Source organism: Pseudoduganella sp. GW821-FHT11H04 (assembly GCF_058807935.1).
In genome coordinates this window covers 94,324-110,479 of the sequence record NZ_JBXARE010000011.1, presented here as the reverse complement: position 1 = coordinate 110,479, position 16,156 = coordinate 94,324, and the positions used below count along the sequence as shown (strand labels likewise).

Sequence of the window (16,156 nt, the reverse complement as noted above, 5' to 3'; positions counted from 1 at the left end):
TTCAACCCTCAACCCAGTTGAAGCCGCACATCGCGGGCCTTACTGGCTAACCTGGAAATAAATAATGGAAAGTTTTGCAGCCCTCTTCGAAGAGTCCCTGTCGCGTCAAGACATGCGCTCTGGCGAAGTGATCTCCGCTGAAGTCGTGCGTCTGGACCACAACTTTGTGATCGTTAACGCCGGCCTGAAATCGGAAGCTTTCATTCCTGTTGAAGAATTCAAGAATGACCAAGGCGAACTGGAAGTCAAAGTAGGCGACTTCGTTTCCGTGGCCATCGAATCGCTGGAAAATGGTTTCGGCGATACCATCCTGTCCCGTGACAAGGCTAAGCGCCTGGCATCGTGGCTGGCACTGGAAAAAGCAATGGAATCCGGCGAGATCGTCGTTGGTACCGTCAATGGCAAAGTCAAGGGCGGCCTGACCGTTCTGACCAACGGCATCCGTGCTTTCCTGCCAGGTTCGCTGGTAGACACCCGTCCAGTTAAAGACACCACCCCATTCGAAGGCAAGACCCTCGAGTTCAAGGTTATCAAGCTGGACCGCAAGCGTAACAACGTGGTTCTGTCCCGCCGCGCCGTCATCGAAGCTTCGATGGGCGAAGAGCGTCAGAAGCTGATGGAAACCCTGAAAGAAGGCACCGTGGTTACCGGCGTCGTCAAGAACATCACCGACTACGGTGCGTTCGTTGACCTGGGCGGCATCGACGGCCTGCTGCACATCACCGACCTGGCATGGCGCCGCGTGCGTCACCCTTCGGAAGTCCTGACCGTTGGTCAAGAGATCACCGCTAAGGTCCTGAAGTACGATCAAGAGAAGAACCGTGTGTCCCTGGGCGTGAAGCAACTGGGCGACGATCCTTGGACCGGTCTGTCCCGTCGTTACCCACAAGGCACCCGCCTGTTCGGTAAAGTCACCAACCTGACCGACTACGGTGCGTTCGTTGAAGTTGAACAAGGCATTGAAGGCCTGGTTCACGTGTCCGAAATGGACTGGACCAACAAGAACGTGGCTCCTAACAAAGTCGTTCAACTGGGCGACGAAGTTGAAGTCATGGTCCTGGAAATCGACGAAGAGCGTCGTCGTATCTCCCTGGGTATGAAGCAGTGCAAGGCAAACCCTTGGGACGACTTCGGCATGACCCACAAGAAGGGCGATAAAGTCAAAGGCGCAATCAAGTCGATCACCGACTTCGGCGTGTTCATCGGCCTGCCAGGCAACATCGACGGCCTGGTGCACCTGTCCGACCTGTCCTGGACCGAGTCCGGCGAAGAAGCCGTACGCAAGTTCAAGAAAGGTGACGAACTGGAAGCCGTTGTTCTGGCAATCGACGTTGAGCGTGAGCGCGTTTCCCTGGGCGTTAAGCAACTGGAAGGCGATCCATTCAACAACTTCGCAGCCATGAACGACAAGGGCTCCCTGGTAACCGGTACCGTTAAGTCGGTTGAGCCAAAAGGCGCCGTGATCCAGCTGTCCGAAGAAGTTGAAGGCTACCTGCGCGCTTCCGAAATCTCCCGCGACCGCGTGGAAGATGCCGGCACCCACCTGAAGGTTGGTGATTCCGTGGAAGCCCTGGTGATCAACATCGATCGCAAGGCACGTTCGATCCAGCTGTCGATCAAAGCTAAAGACAACGCGGACACCGCTGAAGTGATGTCGAAGATGGCTGCTGACTCCAGCGCCGCTTCCGGCACCACCAGCCTGGGCGCGCTGCTGAAAGCCAAGTTCGACAACAAGAACTAATCTACCGAGCACTTAGATGACTAAGTCCGAATTGATCAACCGCCTGGCTGAGCGTTACTCTCAGCTGGTGGCCAAAGATGCGGAGTATGCCGTCAAGACCATTCTCGATGCGATGACCAACGCCTTGGCTGAAGGCCAGCGCATCGAGATCCGTGGTTTTGGCAGCTTTGCCCTGAATTCGCGGCCGCCACGCATTGGACGCAATCCCAAGTCCGGCGACAAAGTGATGGTCCCTGAAAAACGGGTGCCTCACTTCAAGCCTGGCAAGCAGCTGCGCGAGCGGGTCGATGCGATGGTCGGGCAACCGATCATTGAGGACTGAGTCTCTGGCACAGTAGAATGAAGGGGCGGGCATTTGCCTGCCCCTTTTTTGTTGTATAGAACCGGTAAACCAGTGTCAGACCCGCAGGGTCAGACACTGGGCCCGCGACAGCCGCATGACAGGTGTCTGACCCTGCGGGTCAGACATCGGTCTACCGGTTTTAAAATTTGGAACCGACAATGAAATTTATTTCAACCGCCTTCGGCGTTGTCCTGTTTGTCCTGTTCTTTGGTTTTGCGTTAAAAAACACGCAGGAAGTCGACCTGCACCTGTTCCTGAATTACGAGCTGCGCGGCCCGCTGGTGCTGATGCTGCTGGCCTTCTTCGTGGCCGGCGCCGCACTGTGCTTCCTTGCACTCACCCCAACCTTGTTCCGCCAACGCCGCGAATCGAACAAGCAGAAATCCACTATCCAATCCCTGCAAAGCGCGGCCATGCAAGTGAACGAGCGCCCGCTGCCGGACAGCATCAACACCCAGCACTAAGAAAAATATGGAATTTGAATTCTGGTGGCTGCTGGGCATCCCAGCTTTCTTCACCCTTGGCTGGATCGCCGCCCGCGTCGATATCCGCGCCGTGGTATCCGAATCGCGCACCCTGCCGCGCGGCTACTTCCGTGGCCTGAACCACTTGCTGAACGACCAGCCGGACAAGGCGATCGACTCTTTTATCGAGATCGTCAAGCTCGACCCGGAAACGGCCGACATGCACTTCGCGCTAGGCAACCTGTTCCGCCGCCGCGGCGAGACGGAACGCGCCATCCGCGTGCACCAGAACCTTTTGTCGCGTCCCGACCTGCCGGCCGAACAGCGCGCCCACGCCGAGTATGAGCTGGGCCAGGATTACCTGAAAGCCGGCCTACTGGACCGCGCCGAAGAGACCTACACGCGCCTGCTCGACACCTCCTACGCCGTGCAAGGCCGCAAAGCCCTGCTGGAAATCTACCAGCGCGAAAAGGAATGGCAGCGCGCCATCGATGCAGCGCTGGCGCTGCAGGATGCCGGCGCCGGTTCGCGCCAAAAAGAGATCTCCCAGTTCTACTGCGAGCTGGCGCAAGACGCGCTGGTGCACATGAAGCCTGAAGAAGCGGAAGCCTTGCTGGAAAAGGCCCTGCAAGCCGACCGTTCCAGCGTGCGCGCCACCATCCTGTGCGGCGACGCCTTGCTGGCCAAGGGCGACACCGAAGCCGCGCTCACCATGTGGCGCCGCGTCGAACAGCAATCCGTGCCGCACACCGCGCTGGTGGCAACGCGCCTGATGGATGGCTACCGCAAGGTGGGCCGCCCGCAGGAAGGCGTCAGCCTGCTGAAATCCTACCTGGAGCAAGCCTCCTCGATCGACCTGCTGGAAGTAGTGTTCAAGGCCGTCATCGAACTGGAAGGCGTGGAAACCGCCAAACAGCTGGTGATCGACGAGTTGCGCCGCACCCCGACGCTGCTCGGTCTCGACAAGCTGCTGGAAGCGCGCATGATGGACGCGCCGGCCGCCGTGCTGTCCGAACTGTCGATGGTGAAGAACCTGGTGCACGGCTACACGCAAAAGCTGGCCCGCTACCAATGCAGCCACTGCGGCTTCAAAGCGCGCCAGTTCTACTGGCACTGCCCGGGCTGCAGCCGCTGGGATTCCTACCCGCCGCGCCGCACCGAAGAACTCAACGTAATGAACTGATATGAGCAAAGCCCCCGCACTCGATAAAGTACGCATCCTGGTCGCCGGCGACGTCATGCTGGACCGCTACTGGTTCGGCGATGTCAGCCGCATCTCGCCGGAAGCCCCTGTTCCCGTGGTGCGCATCGAACGCCGCGAAGCCCGCCTGGGCGGCGCAGCCAACGTCGCACGCAACGCCGCAGCCCTGGGCGCGCACGCCGGCCTGCTTGGCATCGTCGGCGCCGACGAAGCGGGCACCGAAGTGGAACAGCTGCTGCAAAGCGGCGGCATCCACAGCTACCTGAAGCACGACAACGCCATCTCCACCATCATCAAGCTGCGCGTGATCGGCCGCCAGCAGCAAATGGTGCGCATCGACTTCGAAGAACCGCCAAGCGACGCCGTACTGCGCAACAAGCTGGTGCAGTTCAAGACACTGCTGCCGGAATACGACGTGATCGTACTGTCCGACTACAACAAGGGCGGCCTGGTCGACGTATCCGAAATGATCGCCACCGCCCGCGCCGCCGGCAAGATCGTGATGGTCGACCCGAAAGGCGACGACTTCTCGCCGTACAAAGGCGCCACCGTGCTGACCCCGAACAAATCGGAACTGAAACGCATCGTCGGCTCCTGGAATAGCGAAGAACAGCTGATCACCAAAGCCCAGAACCTGCGTGCCGAACTGTCGCTGGACGCACTGCTGCTGACCCGCTCGGAAGAAGGCATGACCCTGTTCACTGACGAAGGTATCTTCAACGTCCAGGCCAGCGCCCGCGAAGTGTTCGACGTCTCCGGCGCAGGCGACACCGTGATCGCCACCATGGCCGCCATGCTCGGTTCCGGCGCCGGCTGGCAAGAAGCCGTCGAAACCGCCAACCGCGCCGGCGGCATCGTCGTCGGCAAGCTCGGCACCGCCACTGTCACCCGCGACGAACTATTCGCCTAAAAGTCGGGGTCAGGTCGAGCAAACGGACACGGGCTCAGCTGCGCAGCAGCTGAGCCCGTGTCCGTTTGCTCGACCTGACCCCGACTTTCATGGTAATTGGCAGATACGATTACCGGCGCGGGCGGGAGGGGAACTTTGCTATATTGGCAATCCATCCATCCTTCCCAAATTGCCATGCGCCTGCTCATCCTTTCCCTGCTTGCCGCAGTCTCATTGCAAGCCCACGCACAACCCAACTTCTCTAAAGACATCGCCGGCGGCAGCGACCATCCGCTGCTGCACCGCTATGAGGGCTCCATGCTCTATATGGTCGGCGGTGAAAACCTGGGGCCGGCCCAGGTCGTCGATACCGAAGCGGGCAAGCCTGTCCTGCGCAAGGTGGAAGGCAAGACTGCCAACCGCTTCTATTGGGGACCGAAGGGCCGCAGCGCGCTTGAAATCTACCGCAACTATCAGCAGGCATTGAGCGCTGCCGGCTTTAAGGTCTTGTACGCCTGCGAGACCGATCAGTGCGAGAAGGCCAACACCCAGCGCCTGGTGCAGGAGTGGCCGCGCGAAGCGAACTGGAAAGAATTCAATCCCTTCGTCAGCAATATGTTCAATAGCTCCAACCAGCCGCGCTTTCACCTGCTTAGCGCGGTCAAGGCCGGTCCGGGCGGCAATACCTATGTCCAGGTCGGTCTGAGCGAATTTGCCGAGTACCAGCGTATTCGCCAGTTCGTGCAGATCGTTGAGCCTACCGTGATGGAGGGCGGCAAGGTGACTGTCGACACGCGCGCCATCCAGGACGGCTTGCAGCGCGATGGCAAGGTGGCCTTGTATGGCGTGACCTTTGATACCAACAAGGCGGTCATCCGCGAGCAGTCTGGCGAACAGTTGGAGCAGATGGCCAAGGCCTTGCAGGCTCAGCCGAAGATGAAGGTCTTCATCGTCGGCCATACCGACGACCAGGGTGAATTCGAAGCCAACCTGACGCTGTCGCAGAAGCGTGCGCAGGCCGTGGCCGATGCGTTGGCCTCCAAATACGGCATCCCTGCCAATCGCATGCTACCGAAGGGCGTGGCGAATATGGCGCCGGTGGCGAGCAATGCCAGCGATGAAGGCCGCGCAAAGAACCGTCGTGTTGAATTAGTTGTGCGTTGATTGATCTGCCTCAAACCCCGGGCCGTCCGTGTCAGCCGGGCGGCGCGCGGGGCGTTGTGTCGGGACGAGGTCTTCTCGTGTCCACATTTGGAGGCAATCATGATCAGGAAACTGCTGCTCGCCGTCGCAACCCTCGTAGCTTGCATGGGCATGGCGTTCGCCCAGGTTGATGTCAACAAGGCCGATGCGGCCGCACTCGATAGCGTTAAGGGTATCGGCCCGGCCAAGTCCAAGGCCATCCTGGCTGAACGCGCAAAAGGGGAGTTCAAGGACTGGGCGGACCTTGAGCAGCGCGTCAAAGGCATCGGCGAGAAGAACGCCATCAAACTGTCGGAGGCAGGGCTGATGGTCAACGGCAAGCCGCGCGAAGGCGGGGCTCCTGCACCACATAAAGAAAGCATGAAGAAGAAATAAGCTTTCGCAGCGAGCCGTTTGCGGCAGGCGCTGCCTTTCGTTAAGATGGAACACCAACGACTAGGGACGCCTGCTTACACAATGGCTAATTGCAAATCCACCCTCATGGCCGCGGCAATCGCTGCGGCCTCCGCCAACGCCATGGCGGCCGCGCCGGACACTGAACGCCGCCAGCCGCAAGTCGAAAAGATCGTCGCTGAGATATCGCCGCAGCGCATCGAAGCCAATATCCGCAAGTTGGTAAGCTTCAAGACCCGCCACACCATGTCTGATACCGAATCAGAGACCGTCGGTATTGGCGCTGCGCGGCGCTGGATTAAGTCCGAGATGGAGCGCTGCGGCGCGGGTAAATTGCAGGTCGCCTTCGATAGCCATATCGCACCCATCTCCGCCCGCATCAGCCGACCGACTGAAGTAGTGAACGTCGTCGCCAACTTGCCCGGCGCGCAAGCCGAATCGAAAGACCGCGTCTACGTGGTCAGCGGCCACTATGACTCGCGCAACAGCGACATCATGGACGCCAAAGGCGATGCACCCGGCGCCAACGATGATGCCTCCGGAACTGCCGCCGTGATCGAAATGGCCTGCGTCATGGCCAAGTACAAATTCGACGCGACCCTGGTCTTCATGGCTGTCGCCGGCGAGGAGCAAGGCTTGCTCGGCGCGCGTCACTATGCGGAGCAGGCGAAGGAAAAGGGCGTCAACATCGCCGGCATGTTCACCAACGACATCATCGGCAGCTCGCACGACGAGCATGGCAACAGCAATGGCAAGTCTGTGCGACTGTTTGCCGAGGGCCTGCCGATCGAGAAGGAAGCCAGCGAGACCACGCGCATGCTGGTGTCCACCGGAGGCGAAAACGATTCCCTTTCCCGCCAGCTGGCGCGCCATGTGAAAGAGCAGGGCGAGCGCTATGTGCCAGGCTTTAAAGTGAATGTGATCCAGCGTCGTGACCGCTACCTGCGCGGCGGCGACCACATGCCTTTCCTGGAACGCGGCTACGCAGCGCTGCGCTTCACCGAACCGGCGGAAGACTTCAGCCACCAGCACCAGAACCTGCGCACCGAGAACGGCAAGGTCTATGGTGATTTGTCGGAGTTCGACGATTTCAATTACATCGCCCAAGTGGCGCGCGTGAATGCTGCGGCGCTGGCGACCCTGGCCAATGCGCCCGCTGCACCGGCCAAGGTGCAGGTGCGCACCAAGGAATTGGAAAACGATACGGCCTTCGTCTGGCAGGCAAACAAGGAGCCGGACATCGCCGGCTACCGCATCGTCTGGCGCGAGACCACGGCCGCCGACTGGCAGTCCAGCCTCTTCGTCGGCAACGTGAGCGACGCGAAGATCAGCCTGTCGAAGGACAACTTCTTCTTCGGCATCCAGGCGGTGGACAAGGACGGGAACGTCAGTCCCGCCGCTTATCCGACGCCGCTGCGCTAATGCACGCCAGGTTGGCAAGTTTTGCGCAGCGTCCCGTGCTCGCCGGCGGACTTGCGGGGATGGTTGCATTTGTCATTGGACAGGTTTCCCTGACGCTGCTGCTTGGTACGCCGCCGACCGATGAGCCTTTAGCGGCGGATCGTCTTTTCTCCACAAACAATTTGTGGCTGATCTCATTTATGGCGAGCGTCTGGGCGCCAGTCTTCGAAACGGCTGTGGCCCAGTGGCTGCCAATTGAGCTTTTGCGCCGCCTTGGCGCGCCTTCGATAGTCAGTCTGCTTACTAGTGCAGCCGTGTTCGGCTGCGGTCATATGCTGGGTGGCGGCGGTGCGCTGCAAGGCGTGATTACTCTTGTGTTTGGCGTGATGCTGGCGACAATCTACCTGCAATTCCGTGACAAGGGTCCAGGCCGGGCATTTGCCGCGGCCTGGGCGTGCCATTGCGTGAACAACACCCTCGCGATCGCCGGGATCGCGCTGGGATTCAACTGACCTGCTCGACCGGCAGGTTGGCGAGGAAGGCGTGGATCTGCGAAACCACGGCTGCGCCTTCACCGACACCAGCCGCAACGCGCTTGGTGGACCCTGAACGCACGTCGCCAATCGCAAACACACCCGGCACGCTGGTCTCCAGCGGTGCGCGCTGCGGTGCGTCGGCCAGGGTCATCTTGGCGCGGCACTGGTCCTTGACTGCGTCGAAGCCGGTGCGGATGAAGCCTTGCGCATCGACTTCCACACCGCAGTCGGCCAGCCACGCCGTATTCGGGTCGGCGCCGATGAACAGGAACAGGCGGCACACGTCGCAGCTGTCGACTTCACCAGTGTCCTTGCAGCGGAAAGTTACGCGCGACAGGCCGTCGTCATTGCCTTCCAGCGCGACGATCTCGGTGTGCGTGTGCAGCTCGATATTCGGCGTGGCCTTGATGCGGTCGATCAGGTAGGTGGACATGGTGGACTTCAGGCCCTCGCCGCGGATCACCATATGCACCTTGGAGGCATGGCCCGCGAGGAAGACTGCCGCTTGGCCGGCCGAGTTGCCGCCGCCGACCAGCACGACTTCCTCCGATTTGCACAGCTTGGCCTCGATTGGCGAGGCCCAGAAGTAGATGCCGCGTCCTTCGAATTCGCTGATGTTGTCGAGGGCAGGGCGCTTGTAGCGCGCGCCGCTGGCCAGCACCACGGTCTTGGCGCGAACCATCTGGCCCTCTGCAATTTCCACGCGCAGCGGCCAGCTGTCGCACAATAGGCGCGTTGCGGGAGCGGGGATTGCTACTTCCACGCCAAACTTTTGCGCTTGCACGAAGGCGCGGCCGGCCAGGGCGCGGCCGGAAACGCCGGTGGGGAAGCCAAGGTAATTCTCAATGCGGGCGCTGGCTGCGGCTTGCCCGCCGTAGGCGCGCTGCTCAAGTGCCAGCACGGACAAGCCTTCCGAGCCTGCATACACGGAGGTCGCCAGGCCGGCGGGACCTGCGCCAACCACCACCACATCCCACAGCTTTTCGGTATCGATATCCGGCAGCAGGCCAATGCAGTAGCCGATTTCGGCGTTGCTCGGGTTCATCTTCACCACGCCGTCCGGACATACTACGAGCGGCCAGTCGTCCGGGCCGGGCTGGTAGTAGTCGCACAGGGCCTGCGCCTGCTCGTCGTCCTTCGGATCGAGGATGCGGTAAGGGTAGCCATTGCTGCTCAAGAAGGAGCGCAGGTGGAACAAGGCTGCGTTGCCCGGCGGGGAAACCAGAACCAGGCCGCCGCCTTCGCGTTCCAGCAAGCCTACGCGGCGCAGGATCAGGGCGCGCACAATGCGCTCGCCCAGTTCCGCTTCCGCGATCACCAGGGCGCGCAGGTTTTCCGGCGTAACTTCCAGCACTTCGACATCATCCTTCGCCGTGGCGTTGACCAGGGAAGGGCGGCCGGACAGCTGCGATACCTCAGCGGTAAATTCGCCGGGGCCGTGTTCGGCCAGGAATTCTGAATTACCCAGCCCATCGTATTTGCAGATGGTGATGCTGCCTTTCAGCTGGATGATCAGGCCAAAGCAGGTATGGCCCGCTTCGAGAATGCGCACGCCGCGCGCATATTGGCGCACGGTGCCAAAGCGGTGCAGGCGCTTGATTTCCTGCTCGGTCAGCACGGGGTTCACCTGGTGCCGGCGGCTCTCCAGAGAGGATGGCACGGAGATGACTTCAGATTCGCTCATGGGGTAGGGCTCCTGTCGTAATGAATGCAGTTTAATGCAATTCCAGCCCCTGTTATGATCTGCCATGACCTTTATCATCCGGCCGCTGGAATTCGAAGAACTGGCCGCCTTCTTTCATTACCTGAACGACCACCTGCTCGATAACGGGCGCGATGGCGCTCCCTTGTTCCAGCCCATGCCGCGCACCAGCGCCGGCTTCCCGCCTGAGAAAGCGAATGGCTTCAGCACCGGCCTGCAGGCCAGCTTCGGCCAGCAGGGCTGGCGCCGCGTCTGGGTCGCCGTGCGGGAGGACGAAATCATCGGCCACATCGACCTGCGCTCGCGTCCCGAGGCTGCGGCCCGCCACCGCTGCCTGCTGGGCATGGGCGTGCACCGCGCCGCGCGCCGCGAAGGCCTGGGCGCCGCGATGGTGGCGACGGTGGCCGCCTGGGCGCGCGAACAAGGCCTGGAATGGATAGACCTGGAGGTTTTGGCGGGTAATGCACCGGCCCGCGCCCTGTATCGCAAATGCGGTTTCGTGCAGACCGGCGAGATCGGCGATATGTTCCGGATCGACGGCGAAAGCCATGGATATGTGTTCATGTCACTGCAGCTCGCCGCCGAAGCGGATAGAATGGCCGTTTGACAGAACAATCGCAAAGCAGGAAACATGGCATACAAGACAATCGCCGATACCATCGGTAACACCCCGCTGGTGCAGCTGGTGCGCATTCCTGGCGCTGAAGCGGCTGCCCGCGGCAACATCATCCTCGGCAAGCTGGAAGGCGACAATCCGGCTGGTTCGGTCAAGGACCGCGCTGCCATGTCGATGCTGCGCCGCGCCGAAGAGCGCGGCCAGATCAAGCCGGGCGACACCCTGATTGAAGCGACCAGCGGCAATACCGGCATTGCGCTGGCCATGGCCGCTGCGATCCGCGGCTACAAGATGGTCCTGCTGATGCCTGAGAACCTGAGCGAAGAACGCCGCATGAGCATGGCCGCCTACGGTGCGCAAATCATCCTGACGCCAAAGACCGGCGGCATGGAATATGCGCGCGACCTGGCGGACCAGATGCAGAAGGACGGCAAGGGCATCATCCTCGACCAGTTTGCCAACGGCGACAACCCGCGCGCCCACTACGAGAGCACTGGTCCGGAAATCTGGCGCGATACCGAAGGCCGCGTGACCCACTTCGTTTCCGCCATGGGCACTACCGGTACCATCATGGGCGTGTCGCAGTTCCTCAAAGAGAAGAACGAAGATATCCGCATCATCGGCGCGCAGCCGGAAGAGGGTTCGTCGATTCCTGGCATCCGCAAATGGCCGGAAGCCTACCTGCCGAAGATTTACGACAAGGCGCGAGTGGATCAGGTGGAATATGTGTCGCAGGCTGCTGCGGAGCGCATGGCTCGCCGCCTGGCTGCGGAGGAAGGCATCTTCTGCGGGATTTCGGCAGCAGGCGCTTGTGAGATTGCGCTGCGCATTTCGCAGCAAGTGGAAAACGCGACGATCGTGTTCATCGTTTGCGATCGCGGCGACCGCTATCTCTCCACCGGGGTGTTCCCGGCTTAAGCACAGCGGTACTCACCCTCCCCGGGCGGGGAGGGTAAAACCAGGACTAAAACTTAGCCCTTGTTTTCGGTCGAGCCGCCGGCGCCTTCTTTTGGCTTGAACTGCTTGTCGCTGATGCGGAACTTATTGCGACGGTCACCCATCAGGTAACGCAGGTCACGGATGCTCAGGTCGGAAACCTCGTGCATGCGGATCAGCAACGATGCGCCAACCGGCAGGCGGTGGTGGCGGATCTTGGAGATCACAGGCGGTGCGACTTCCAGAGCGCGCGACAGGGCCGCATCGTTTTTCAGGCGCAGGTTTTCGATCAGGGTGTCGAGCAGGCGGTTCGGGTTGTACTGCAGCAGATCATCGCCTTCCGACTCGTTGTTCATATCATTACCGACTTGGTTGGTCATGTCCTCTGTTCCTTCTCTAAAGTTGTCCTGCTAACGACCCTCAATCCGAAAACGGATTCCTGTTTAACAAGTTTCATAATATATACACAATTGTACAACAGTGCGGTCAGCAGTACTTGCGTGCAACAAAAAATAGTATATTGCTCTCGAAACGCGTTGTCCTATCGCAACATTCTGAGAGAATTCTACCCTAATTTTTGTGTTATGGTAATTCTGTTCTCTTGCTTATCACACAAGTTACAACCCGTTACATTGTTTCCTTCATTGAAAGCTTTATCGCTTTCCCCAGTTCGACCACCGACATGGCATAGAAATAACTTCGGTTGTACTTTGTGATTGAGAAGAAGTTATTGCTGCCAACCCAGTATTCCGTAGGCTCCGAACCGTTCTGCAAATCGACCAGGCCATACAGGCCGGGCGGTAGGTCGACTGCCGGATGTACGCCGTCGGCCAGCAAGGCTTCCCCGGTGTACTGGGCTTCCAGTCCGGTGCCAATATATTTCTCCCAGGCCCGCTCGGGCGATACCGTTGCCGGGTAGGCCAGCGTTGCCGGGTCGTCTCGTTTCCAGCCGTGCGCAACCAGGAAGTTGGCCACGCTGCCAATCGCATCGGCAGGCGAGTTGCGCAGGTCGACCTTGCCGTCCTTGTCGAAGTCCACGCCCAGCTTGGTGATATTTCCAGGCATGAATTGCGGCATGCCGACTGCGCCGGCGTATGAGCCCACCAGCGACAGCGGATCAAGCCCGGTCTGGCGCGCCGACATGATGGTCGCTTCCAGTTCGCTGCGGAAGAATTCCATGCGCGCATCGCGGTTCGGTGTCAGCGGGTAGGCGAAGGCCAGCGTCGCCAGCACGTCCAGCACACGGAACTTGCCCATGTCGCGGCCATAGATGGTTTCCACGCCGATGATGCCGACGATGATTTCGGCCGGCACGCCATACAGCGTTTCGGCGCGCGCCAGCATATCGCGGTTTGCATTCCAGAATTCGACGCCGGCGGCGATGCGTTTCGGCTCGATGAAACGCGAGCTGTAGGCCTGCCAGTTTTTCGGCTTGCCCGGCGGCGCCGGCTTCATCAGCTGCACGGCGGAGTCGATATAGCGCAACTCGAGGAAGAGCTTCTCGGATTCGGCGACGGGCACGCCGTGCTTCTGTTCCATATCGCCCATGAACTGCTGCACTTCTTTCCATTGGCCGAAGTTGACGAACTCGCCGCTGTAATCGATGGCCGGTTTTTTCGGAGCTGCTTTTTTGACTTTGGCTGGCTTGCGCGGCGCCGCATCGGCGGCGGGCGGCAGGGCGATGCCAAGGCAAGCCATCGCCAGCAGGGAAGTGGGTAATTTTTTAAAGAGTGTCATCGGGATTGCTTGAGCAAACTATTCAGCCGAGCGGCCGGGTTATCTTTTTGCGCTTTCGGTGCGCCATATTTGAGTGCGCCATACAGCTCCAGGAATTGGATCATGGCAGCTATTTTCTCCTGCGGCAGTTTTAGTTGCCGCACGCGATGGGACAGGCTCAGCGGCCCTTCGTCCGGCGCTTTCGTCACGCCATGCCGCGCCAGTTGGCGGCAGAAGGCGAGATAGGCGGTATCGACGGGATCGCGTTTGTGCAGTGCCCAGCGCTGTTTGGCCAGCAGTGCCAGCGCGGCGCAGGCGGCCAGGGAGGCCAGCAAGCGCCAGTCGCCAAAGGCGGCGGCCAGTTCCTTAAGGAAATTTTCCTGCCTGCTTGGATTGTAGTCGAGGATCCATTGATTCCAAGCATTATTGACAGCACTGATGCCAAAACGCATCTTTGCCAGCCAGGAATTCTGGTCACGCGCCAGGTTAGCTAACCCTTGCAGGCCGAAAGGCGCTTCTTGCGGCAGGGTTTGCGCCAGGCTGCTGCGGATGCGTTCCGGCGCCACTGCGGCGGTCGGGTCGAAGCGCGTCCAGCCGCGCTTGGGGCCGAGCCAGACTTCGCTCCAGGCGTGGGCGTCGGACTGGCGAATGGTGTAGTAGCCGTCGACCGGATTACGTTCGCCGCCCTGGTAGCCGTTCACCACGCGCGCCGGCAGGCCCGCTGCGCGCATGATGTAGACAAAGGCGCTGGAGAAGTGTTCGCAGAAGCCCTTGCGCGTATCGAACAGGAATTCGTCAACCGCGTCGTGCCCCAGACGGTCCGGCTCCAGCGTGTATTCGAAGTTGTCGCGGAAGTTGGCCAGCACGGCGCCGATGGCGATATCGTCGCCCTTTTCTGCGCGCAGGGCCTGGATCTGCGCGGCATAGCGCAGGGTGCGCGGGTTAAAGCCTTGCGGCAGCTGCAGCCAGGTTTGCAGCGCTTCCGGGTCCAGGCCGGCTTGCGCGTAGTAGGCGGGATGGGCCACGCCGTCGTAGCGCAGGCGCTTGTCGCTATTGGCCTGCACCAGTTGTTCCAGTTCGTCACTGTAAGTCGTATTTGCGCCTTCGACGTTGGCCAGCGGCTCGCTCAATTCCAGCATGAAGAGGAATTGGCGGCGGCCCGGCTCCAGCGTTACTTCATAAGAATAGGACGGGCCAGACCAGGTGAGCTGCCGTTCCAGCATCACCATTTTGCGCGGCGATTGCGGCTGCCCAATGCGCGTCCAGGTACGGCCGTCGTAGCGGCTTAGCACGGGACCGCGCCAGTAAAGCTGCTGCTGCAGCGGCGCGCCGCCGCTGAAATTGACGCGGAAGGCTACTTCCTCCGACAGGGCGAGGCTGGTCATGGAGCCGGGCGACATGGTGTCGGACATGCCGCTGGAACCGCTGGCGGCATCGCCCGGCAAGCCCCACAGCGGGCCCTGGATGCGCGGAAAGCCGATGAACAGCAGAACGCCCAGCGGCGCGGCGACCAGGAACACGCGGCCCGCCAGCTTCAGGCGCTTGGCCAGCGGCGGTACGGCGCCGGTATATTGGAAGGTGATCTGCGCTGTCAGCAGCACGATGATGGTGGCCACCATCACCAGCGCGGTGGTAATCGTTTGCGAGTAGAAGAAGTTCGTCAGCAGCAGGAAGAAGGACAGGAAGATCACCACGAACAGGTCGCGCCGCGCGTGCATTTCCAGCAGCTTGAAGGTGAGCAGCAGGGTAAGCATGGTGACGCCCGGCTCGCGTCCCAGGAGGGTGCGAAAACTCAGGTAGACGCCGCCCATCGCCAGCAGCGACACCGGCAGCAGCAGCCAGATCGGCGGCAGGCGGCTGCCGCGCATGGTGATGGCGGCGCGCCAGAGCAAGGTGAGGCTGACGGTGGCCGAAGTCCAGGACGGCAGGTGGCCGAAGTGCGGGAACAGCACCATGACCGACGCCAGCAGGAGCAGCAAGGTATCCGACTTGTCGCGCGTGAGCGGGCCGGCGATTTTGGAGAGGCGGGCGATCATGTTCCCTCCTTGCCGTACAGGGCCAGGGCGCGCAGGCATTCGGCGCAATGGACTTCGCCCAGTCCTTGTGCGATTTCGCGATGCCCCACGTTGAGGGCATAGGGCAGGGCGCGCCGCTCCGCTTCCAGTACCCAGGCTGCAAGGCGGGACAGGCGCACTTCGATATCGAGCATGGGCGGCAGCGCGTTCAGGTCCAGCAGCAGGTCGGACACGGCGCCGCCTTCGAAATGCTTGCTCACCAGGTGGCCGCCATCGGCCGGATGCAGGCGCGCGATCTGGCGCCAGGCCAGGTGGCGCATCGGGTCGCCGGGCTGGTAGTTGCGGATGCCGGAGAAATTATCCAGTCCTACGGTACCGTAGCCGTCTTCGCGCGCGGCGCCGCTGGTAGGCAGGGGCGGCGCCGACACTTCCGGCTGCGGGTAGGCCAATACTTTCAGGTCAGGCTGCCAATAAGCCCAGGCGCCGAACAGGCCAAGCGGAAAGCGCGTGAACAGGCGCACGCGCGGGGCGGTCAGCCAGCCGCGTTCTTTCGTCGGCCGCGAAAGCACCACCGCGGCGCTGCCGCCGGAAGTCACGTCGACCGCCTGGCGCGGCTCGCCCTCGTCCTGGAATCCCAGCCAGACGGCGTAGCGGTCGCGCGGCGTGTCATTGCGTAGATGCAGTTCAAACTGGGCTTCGGCGCCGGCGAATACCGGTTGGGCGCGGCCCGGCACAAGGCGCAGGAAGGCCAGGTTCTTGGCCGTCAAATACATGTCGACCAGGGCGCAGGAACCGGTGAAGAAGGTCAGCACGAAACCCAGGCCCAGGTTGTAGTTGACCGAGCCAATCAGCATGATCAGGAGCAGGCCGACAAAGGCGATGCCGGGCTTGGTGGGCAGGATGAAGACGCGGCGCATCACCAGCAGCACTTCGCCCGGTTCTTTTTCCTTCAGCTGGAAGATCCAGCCTCGCAGCCATCTCCGCGTTGCGGCAAGCATGG

Annotated in this window: 16 protein-coding genes; 11 read left to right on the top strand and 5 right to left on the bottom strand. The window is 61.2% G+C overall.

The genetic code is table 11. From position 1 onward, the window contains the following. Positions 1-64 precede the first annotated feature (64 nt). The 9 genes from rpsA to AC1RTP_RS21560 all read left to right on the top strand — a co-directional run bounded on the left by rpsA (position 65) and on the right by AC1RTP_RS21560 (position 8,147). The gene (gene rpsA, locus AC1RTP_RS21600; protein WP_090441252.1) at positions 65-1,741 is read left to right on the top strand and encodes a 30S ribosomal protein S1; all 1,677 of its coding nucleotides are present in this window, start codon (positions 65-67) and stop codon (positions 1,739-1,741) included. 16 nt (positions 1,742-1,757) lie between these two features. Next, a complete protein-coding gene (locus AC1RTP_RS21595) occupies positions 1,758-2,063 on the top strand; it encodes an integration host factor subunit beta (RefSeq protein ID WP_057260302.1) in 306 nt (101 codons plus the stop codon). 179 nt (positions 2,064-2,242) lie between these two features. Next, positions 2,243-2,548 carry a LapA family protein gene (locus AC1RTP_RS21590; RefSeq protein ID WP_498610315.1) on the top strand — a complete coding sequence of 102 codons (306 nt, stop codon included), beginning with the start codon at positions 2,243-2,245 and terminating at the stop codon, positions 2,546-2,548. A gap of 7 nt (positions 2,549-2,555) precedes the next feature. After that, positions 2,556-3,731 carry a lipopolysaccharide assembly protein LapB gene (gene lapB / locus AC1RTP_RS21585; RefSeq protein ID WP_498610313.1) on the top strand — a complete coding sequence of 392 codons (1,176 nt, stop codon included), beginning with the start codon at positions 2,556-2,558 and terminating at the stop codon, positions 3,729-3,731. Between the two features lies 1 nt (position 3,732). After that, on the top strand, positions 3,733-4,659 hold the full coding sequence (gene rfaE1, locus AC1RTP_RS21580) for a D-glycero-beta-D-manno-heptose-7-phosphate kinase (protein WP_498610311.1): 927 nt from the start codon (positions 3,733-3,735) through the stop codon (positions 4,657-4,659). Between the two features lie 174 nt (positions 4,660-4,833). Further along, positions 4,834-5,802 (top strand): OmpA family protein, encoded by a 969-nt coding sequence (locus AC1RTP_RS21575; protein ID WP_498610309.1) that lies wholly within the window; start codon positions 4,834-4,836, stop codon positions 5,800-5,802. Between the two features lie 99 nt (positions 5,803-5,901). After that, the gene (locus AC1RTP_RS21570) at positions 5,902-6,216 is read left to right on the top strand and encodes a ComEA family DNA-binding protein (protein ID WP_498610308.1); all 315 of its coding nucleotides are present in this window, start codon (positions 5,902-5,904) and stop codon (positions 6,214-6,216) included. A 105-nt stretch (positions 6,217-6,321) separates the two neighbouring features. After that, positions 6,322-7,656: a M20/M25/M40 family metallo-hydrolase gene (locus AC1RTP_RS21565; RefSeq protein ID WP_498610306.1), complete on the top strand. Its 1,335-nt coding sequence runs from the start codon at positions 6,322-6,324 to the stop codon at positions 7,654-7,656. After that, positions 7,656-8,147 carry a CPBP family glutamic-type intramembrane protease gene (locus AC1RTP_RS21560; protein WP_498610304.1) on the top strand — a complete coding sequence of 164 codons (492 nt, stop codon included), beginning with the start codon at positions 7,656-7,658 and terminating at the stop codon, positions 8,145-8,147. The genes AC1RTP_RS21565 and AC1RTP_RS21560 overlap by 1 nt, the downstream gene beginning before the upstream one ends. Here the strand turns inward: AC1RTP_RS21560 and AC1RTP_RS21555 are convergent. Further along, a complete protein-coding gene (locus AC1RTP_RS21555) occupies positions 8,140-9,855 on the bottom strand; it encodes an FAD-dependent oxidoreductase (RefSeq protein WP_498610302.1) in 1,716 nt (571 codons plus the stop codon). The genes AC1RTP_RS21560 and AC1RTP_RS21555 overlap by 8 nt on opposite strands. A gap of 64 nt (positions 9,856-9,919) precedes the next feature. Here AC1RTP_RS21555 and AC1RTP_RS21550 point away from each other — a divergent pair, with 64 nt between their 5' ends. Together AC1RTP_RS21550 and cysM are read left to right on the top strand one after the other, a co-directional pair. Beyond that, positions 9,920-10,480 (top strand): GNAT family N-acetyltransferase, encoded by a 561-nt coding sequence (locus tag AC1RTP_RS21550; protein WP_498610300.1) that lies wholly within the window; start codon positions 9,920-9,922, stop codon positions 10,478-10,480. Between the two features lie 24 nt (positions 10,481-10,504). Then, positions 10,505-11,407 (top strand): cysteine synthase CysM, encoded by a 903-nt coding sequence (gene cysM / locus AC1RTP_RS21545; RefSeq protein ID WP_498610298.1) that lies wholly within the window; start codon positions 10,505-10,507, stop codon positions 11,405-11,407. A gap of 53 nt (positions 11,408-11,460) precedes the next feature. Here cysM and AC1RTP_RS21540 read toward each other — a convergent pair whose 3' ends face one another. The 4 genes from AC1RTP_RS21540 to AC1RTP_RS21525 all read right to left on the bottom strand — a co-directional run bounded on the left by AC1RTP_RS21540 (position 11,461) and on the right by AC1RTP_RS21525 (position 16,154). Then, positions 11,461-11,805 (bottom strand): hypothetical protein, encoded by a 345-nt coding sequence (locus AC1RTP_RS21540; RefSeq protein WP_130314953.1) that lies wholly within the window; start codon positions 11,803-11,805, stop codon positions 11,461-11,463. A gap of 247 nt (positions 11,806-12,052) precedes the next feature. Beyond that, positions 12,053-13,162 carry a lytic murein transglycosylase B gene (gene mltB, locus AC1RTP_RS21535; protein ID WP_498610296.1) on the bottom strand — a complete coding sequence of 370 codons (1,110 nt, stop codon included), beginning with the start codon at positions 13,160-13,162 and terminating at the stop codon, positions 12,053-12,055. Beyond that, on the bottom strand, positions 13,159-15,177 hold the full coding sequence (locus tag AC1RTP_RS21530) for a transglutaminase TgpA family protein (protein ID WP_498610294.1): 2,019 nt from the start codon (positions 15,175-15,177) through the stop codon (positions 13,159-13,161). The genes mltB and AC1RTP_RS21530 overlap by 4 nt, the downstream gene beginning before the upstream one ends. Next, entirely contained in the window at positions 15,174-16,154 is a 981-nt protein-coding gene (locus tag AC1RTP_RS21525) for a DUF58 domain-containing protein (RefSeq protein WP_498610292.1), read from the bottom strand. The genes AC1RTP_RS21530 and AC1RTP_RS21525 overlap by 4 nt, the downstream gene beginning before the upstream one ends. Positions 16,155-16,156: the final 2 nt, after the last annotated feature.

Bases quoted from the DNA above. Each gene is read 5' to 3' on its own strand.
- rpsA (WP_090441252.1), top strand. From the start codon at position 65: ATGGAAAGTTTTGCAGCCCTCTTCGAAGAGTCCCTGTCGCGTCAAGAC.
- AC1RTP_RS21595 (WP_057260302.1), top strand. From the start codon at position 1,758: ATGACTAAGTCCGAATTGATCAACCGCCTGGCTGAGCGTTACTCTCAG.
- AC1RTP_RS21590 (WP_498610315.1), top strand. From the start codon at position 2,243: ATGAAATTTATTTCAACCGCCTTCGGCGTTGTCCTGTTTGTCCTGTTC.
- lapB (WP_498610313.1), top strand. From the start codon at position 2,556: ATGGAATTTGAATTCTGGTGGCTGCTGGGCATCCCAGCTTTCTTCACC.
- rfaE1 (WP_498610311.1), top strand. From the start codon at position 3,733: ATGAGCAAAGCCCCCGCACTCGATAAAGTACGCATCCTGGTCGCCGGC.
- AC1RTP_RS21575 (WP_498610309.1), top strand. From the start codon at position 4,834: ATGCGCCTGCTCATCCTTTCCCTGCTTGCCGCAGTCTCATTGCAAGCC.
- AC1RTP_RS21570 (WP_498610308.1), top strand. From the start codon at position 5,902: ATGATCAGGAAACTGCTGCTCGCCGTCGCAACCCTCGTAGCTTGCATG.
- AC1RTP_RS21565 (WP_498610306.1), top strand. From the start codon at position 6,322: ATGGCCGCGGCAATCGCTGCGGCCTCCGCCAACGCCATGGCGGCCGCG.
- AC1RTP_RS21560 (WP_498610304.1), top strand. From the start codon at position 7,656: ATGCACGCCAGGTTGGCAAGTTTTGCGCAGCGTCCCGTGCTCGCCGGC.
- AC1RTP_RS21555 (WP_498610302.1), bottom strand. From the start codon at position 9,855: ATGAGCGAATCTGAAGTCATCTCCGTGCCATCCTCTCTGGAGAGCCGC.
- AC1RTP_RS21550 (WP_498610300.1), top strand. From the start codon at position 9,920: ATGACCTTTATCATCCGGCCGCTGGAATTCGAAGAACTGGCCGCCTTC.
- cysM (WP_498610298.1), top strand. From the start codon at position 10,505: ATGGCATACAAGACAATCGCCGATACCATCGGTAACACCCCGCTGGTG.
- AC1RTP_RS21540 (WP_130314953.1), bottom strand. From the start codon at position 11,805: ATGACCAACCAAGTCGGTAATGATATGAACAACGAGTCGGAAGGCGAT.
- mltB (WP_498610296.1), bottom strand. From the start codon at position 13,162: ATGACACTCTTTAAAAAATTACCCACTTCCCTGCTGGCGATGGCTTGC.
- AC1RTP_RS21530 (WP_498610294.1), bottom strand. From the start codon at position 15,177: ATGATCGCCCGCCTCTCCAAAATCGCCGGCCCGCTCACGCGCGACAAG.
- AC1RTP_RS21525 (WP_498610292.1), bottom strand. From the start codon at position 16,154: ATGCTTGCCGCAACGCGGAGATGGCTGCGAGGCTGGATCTTCCAGCTG.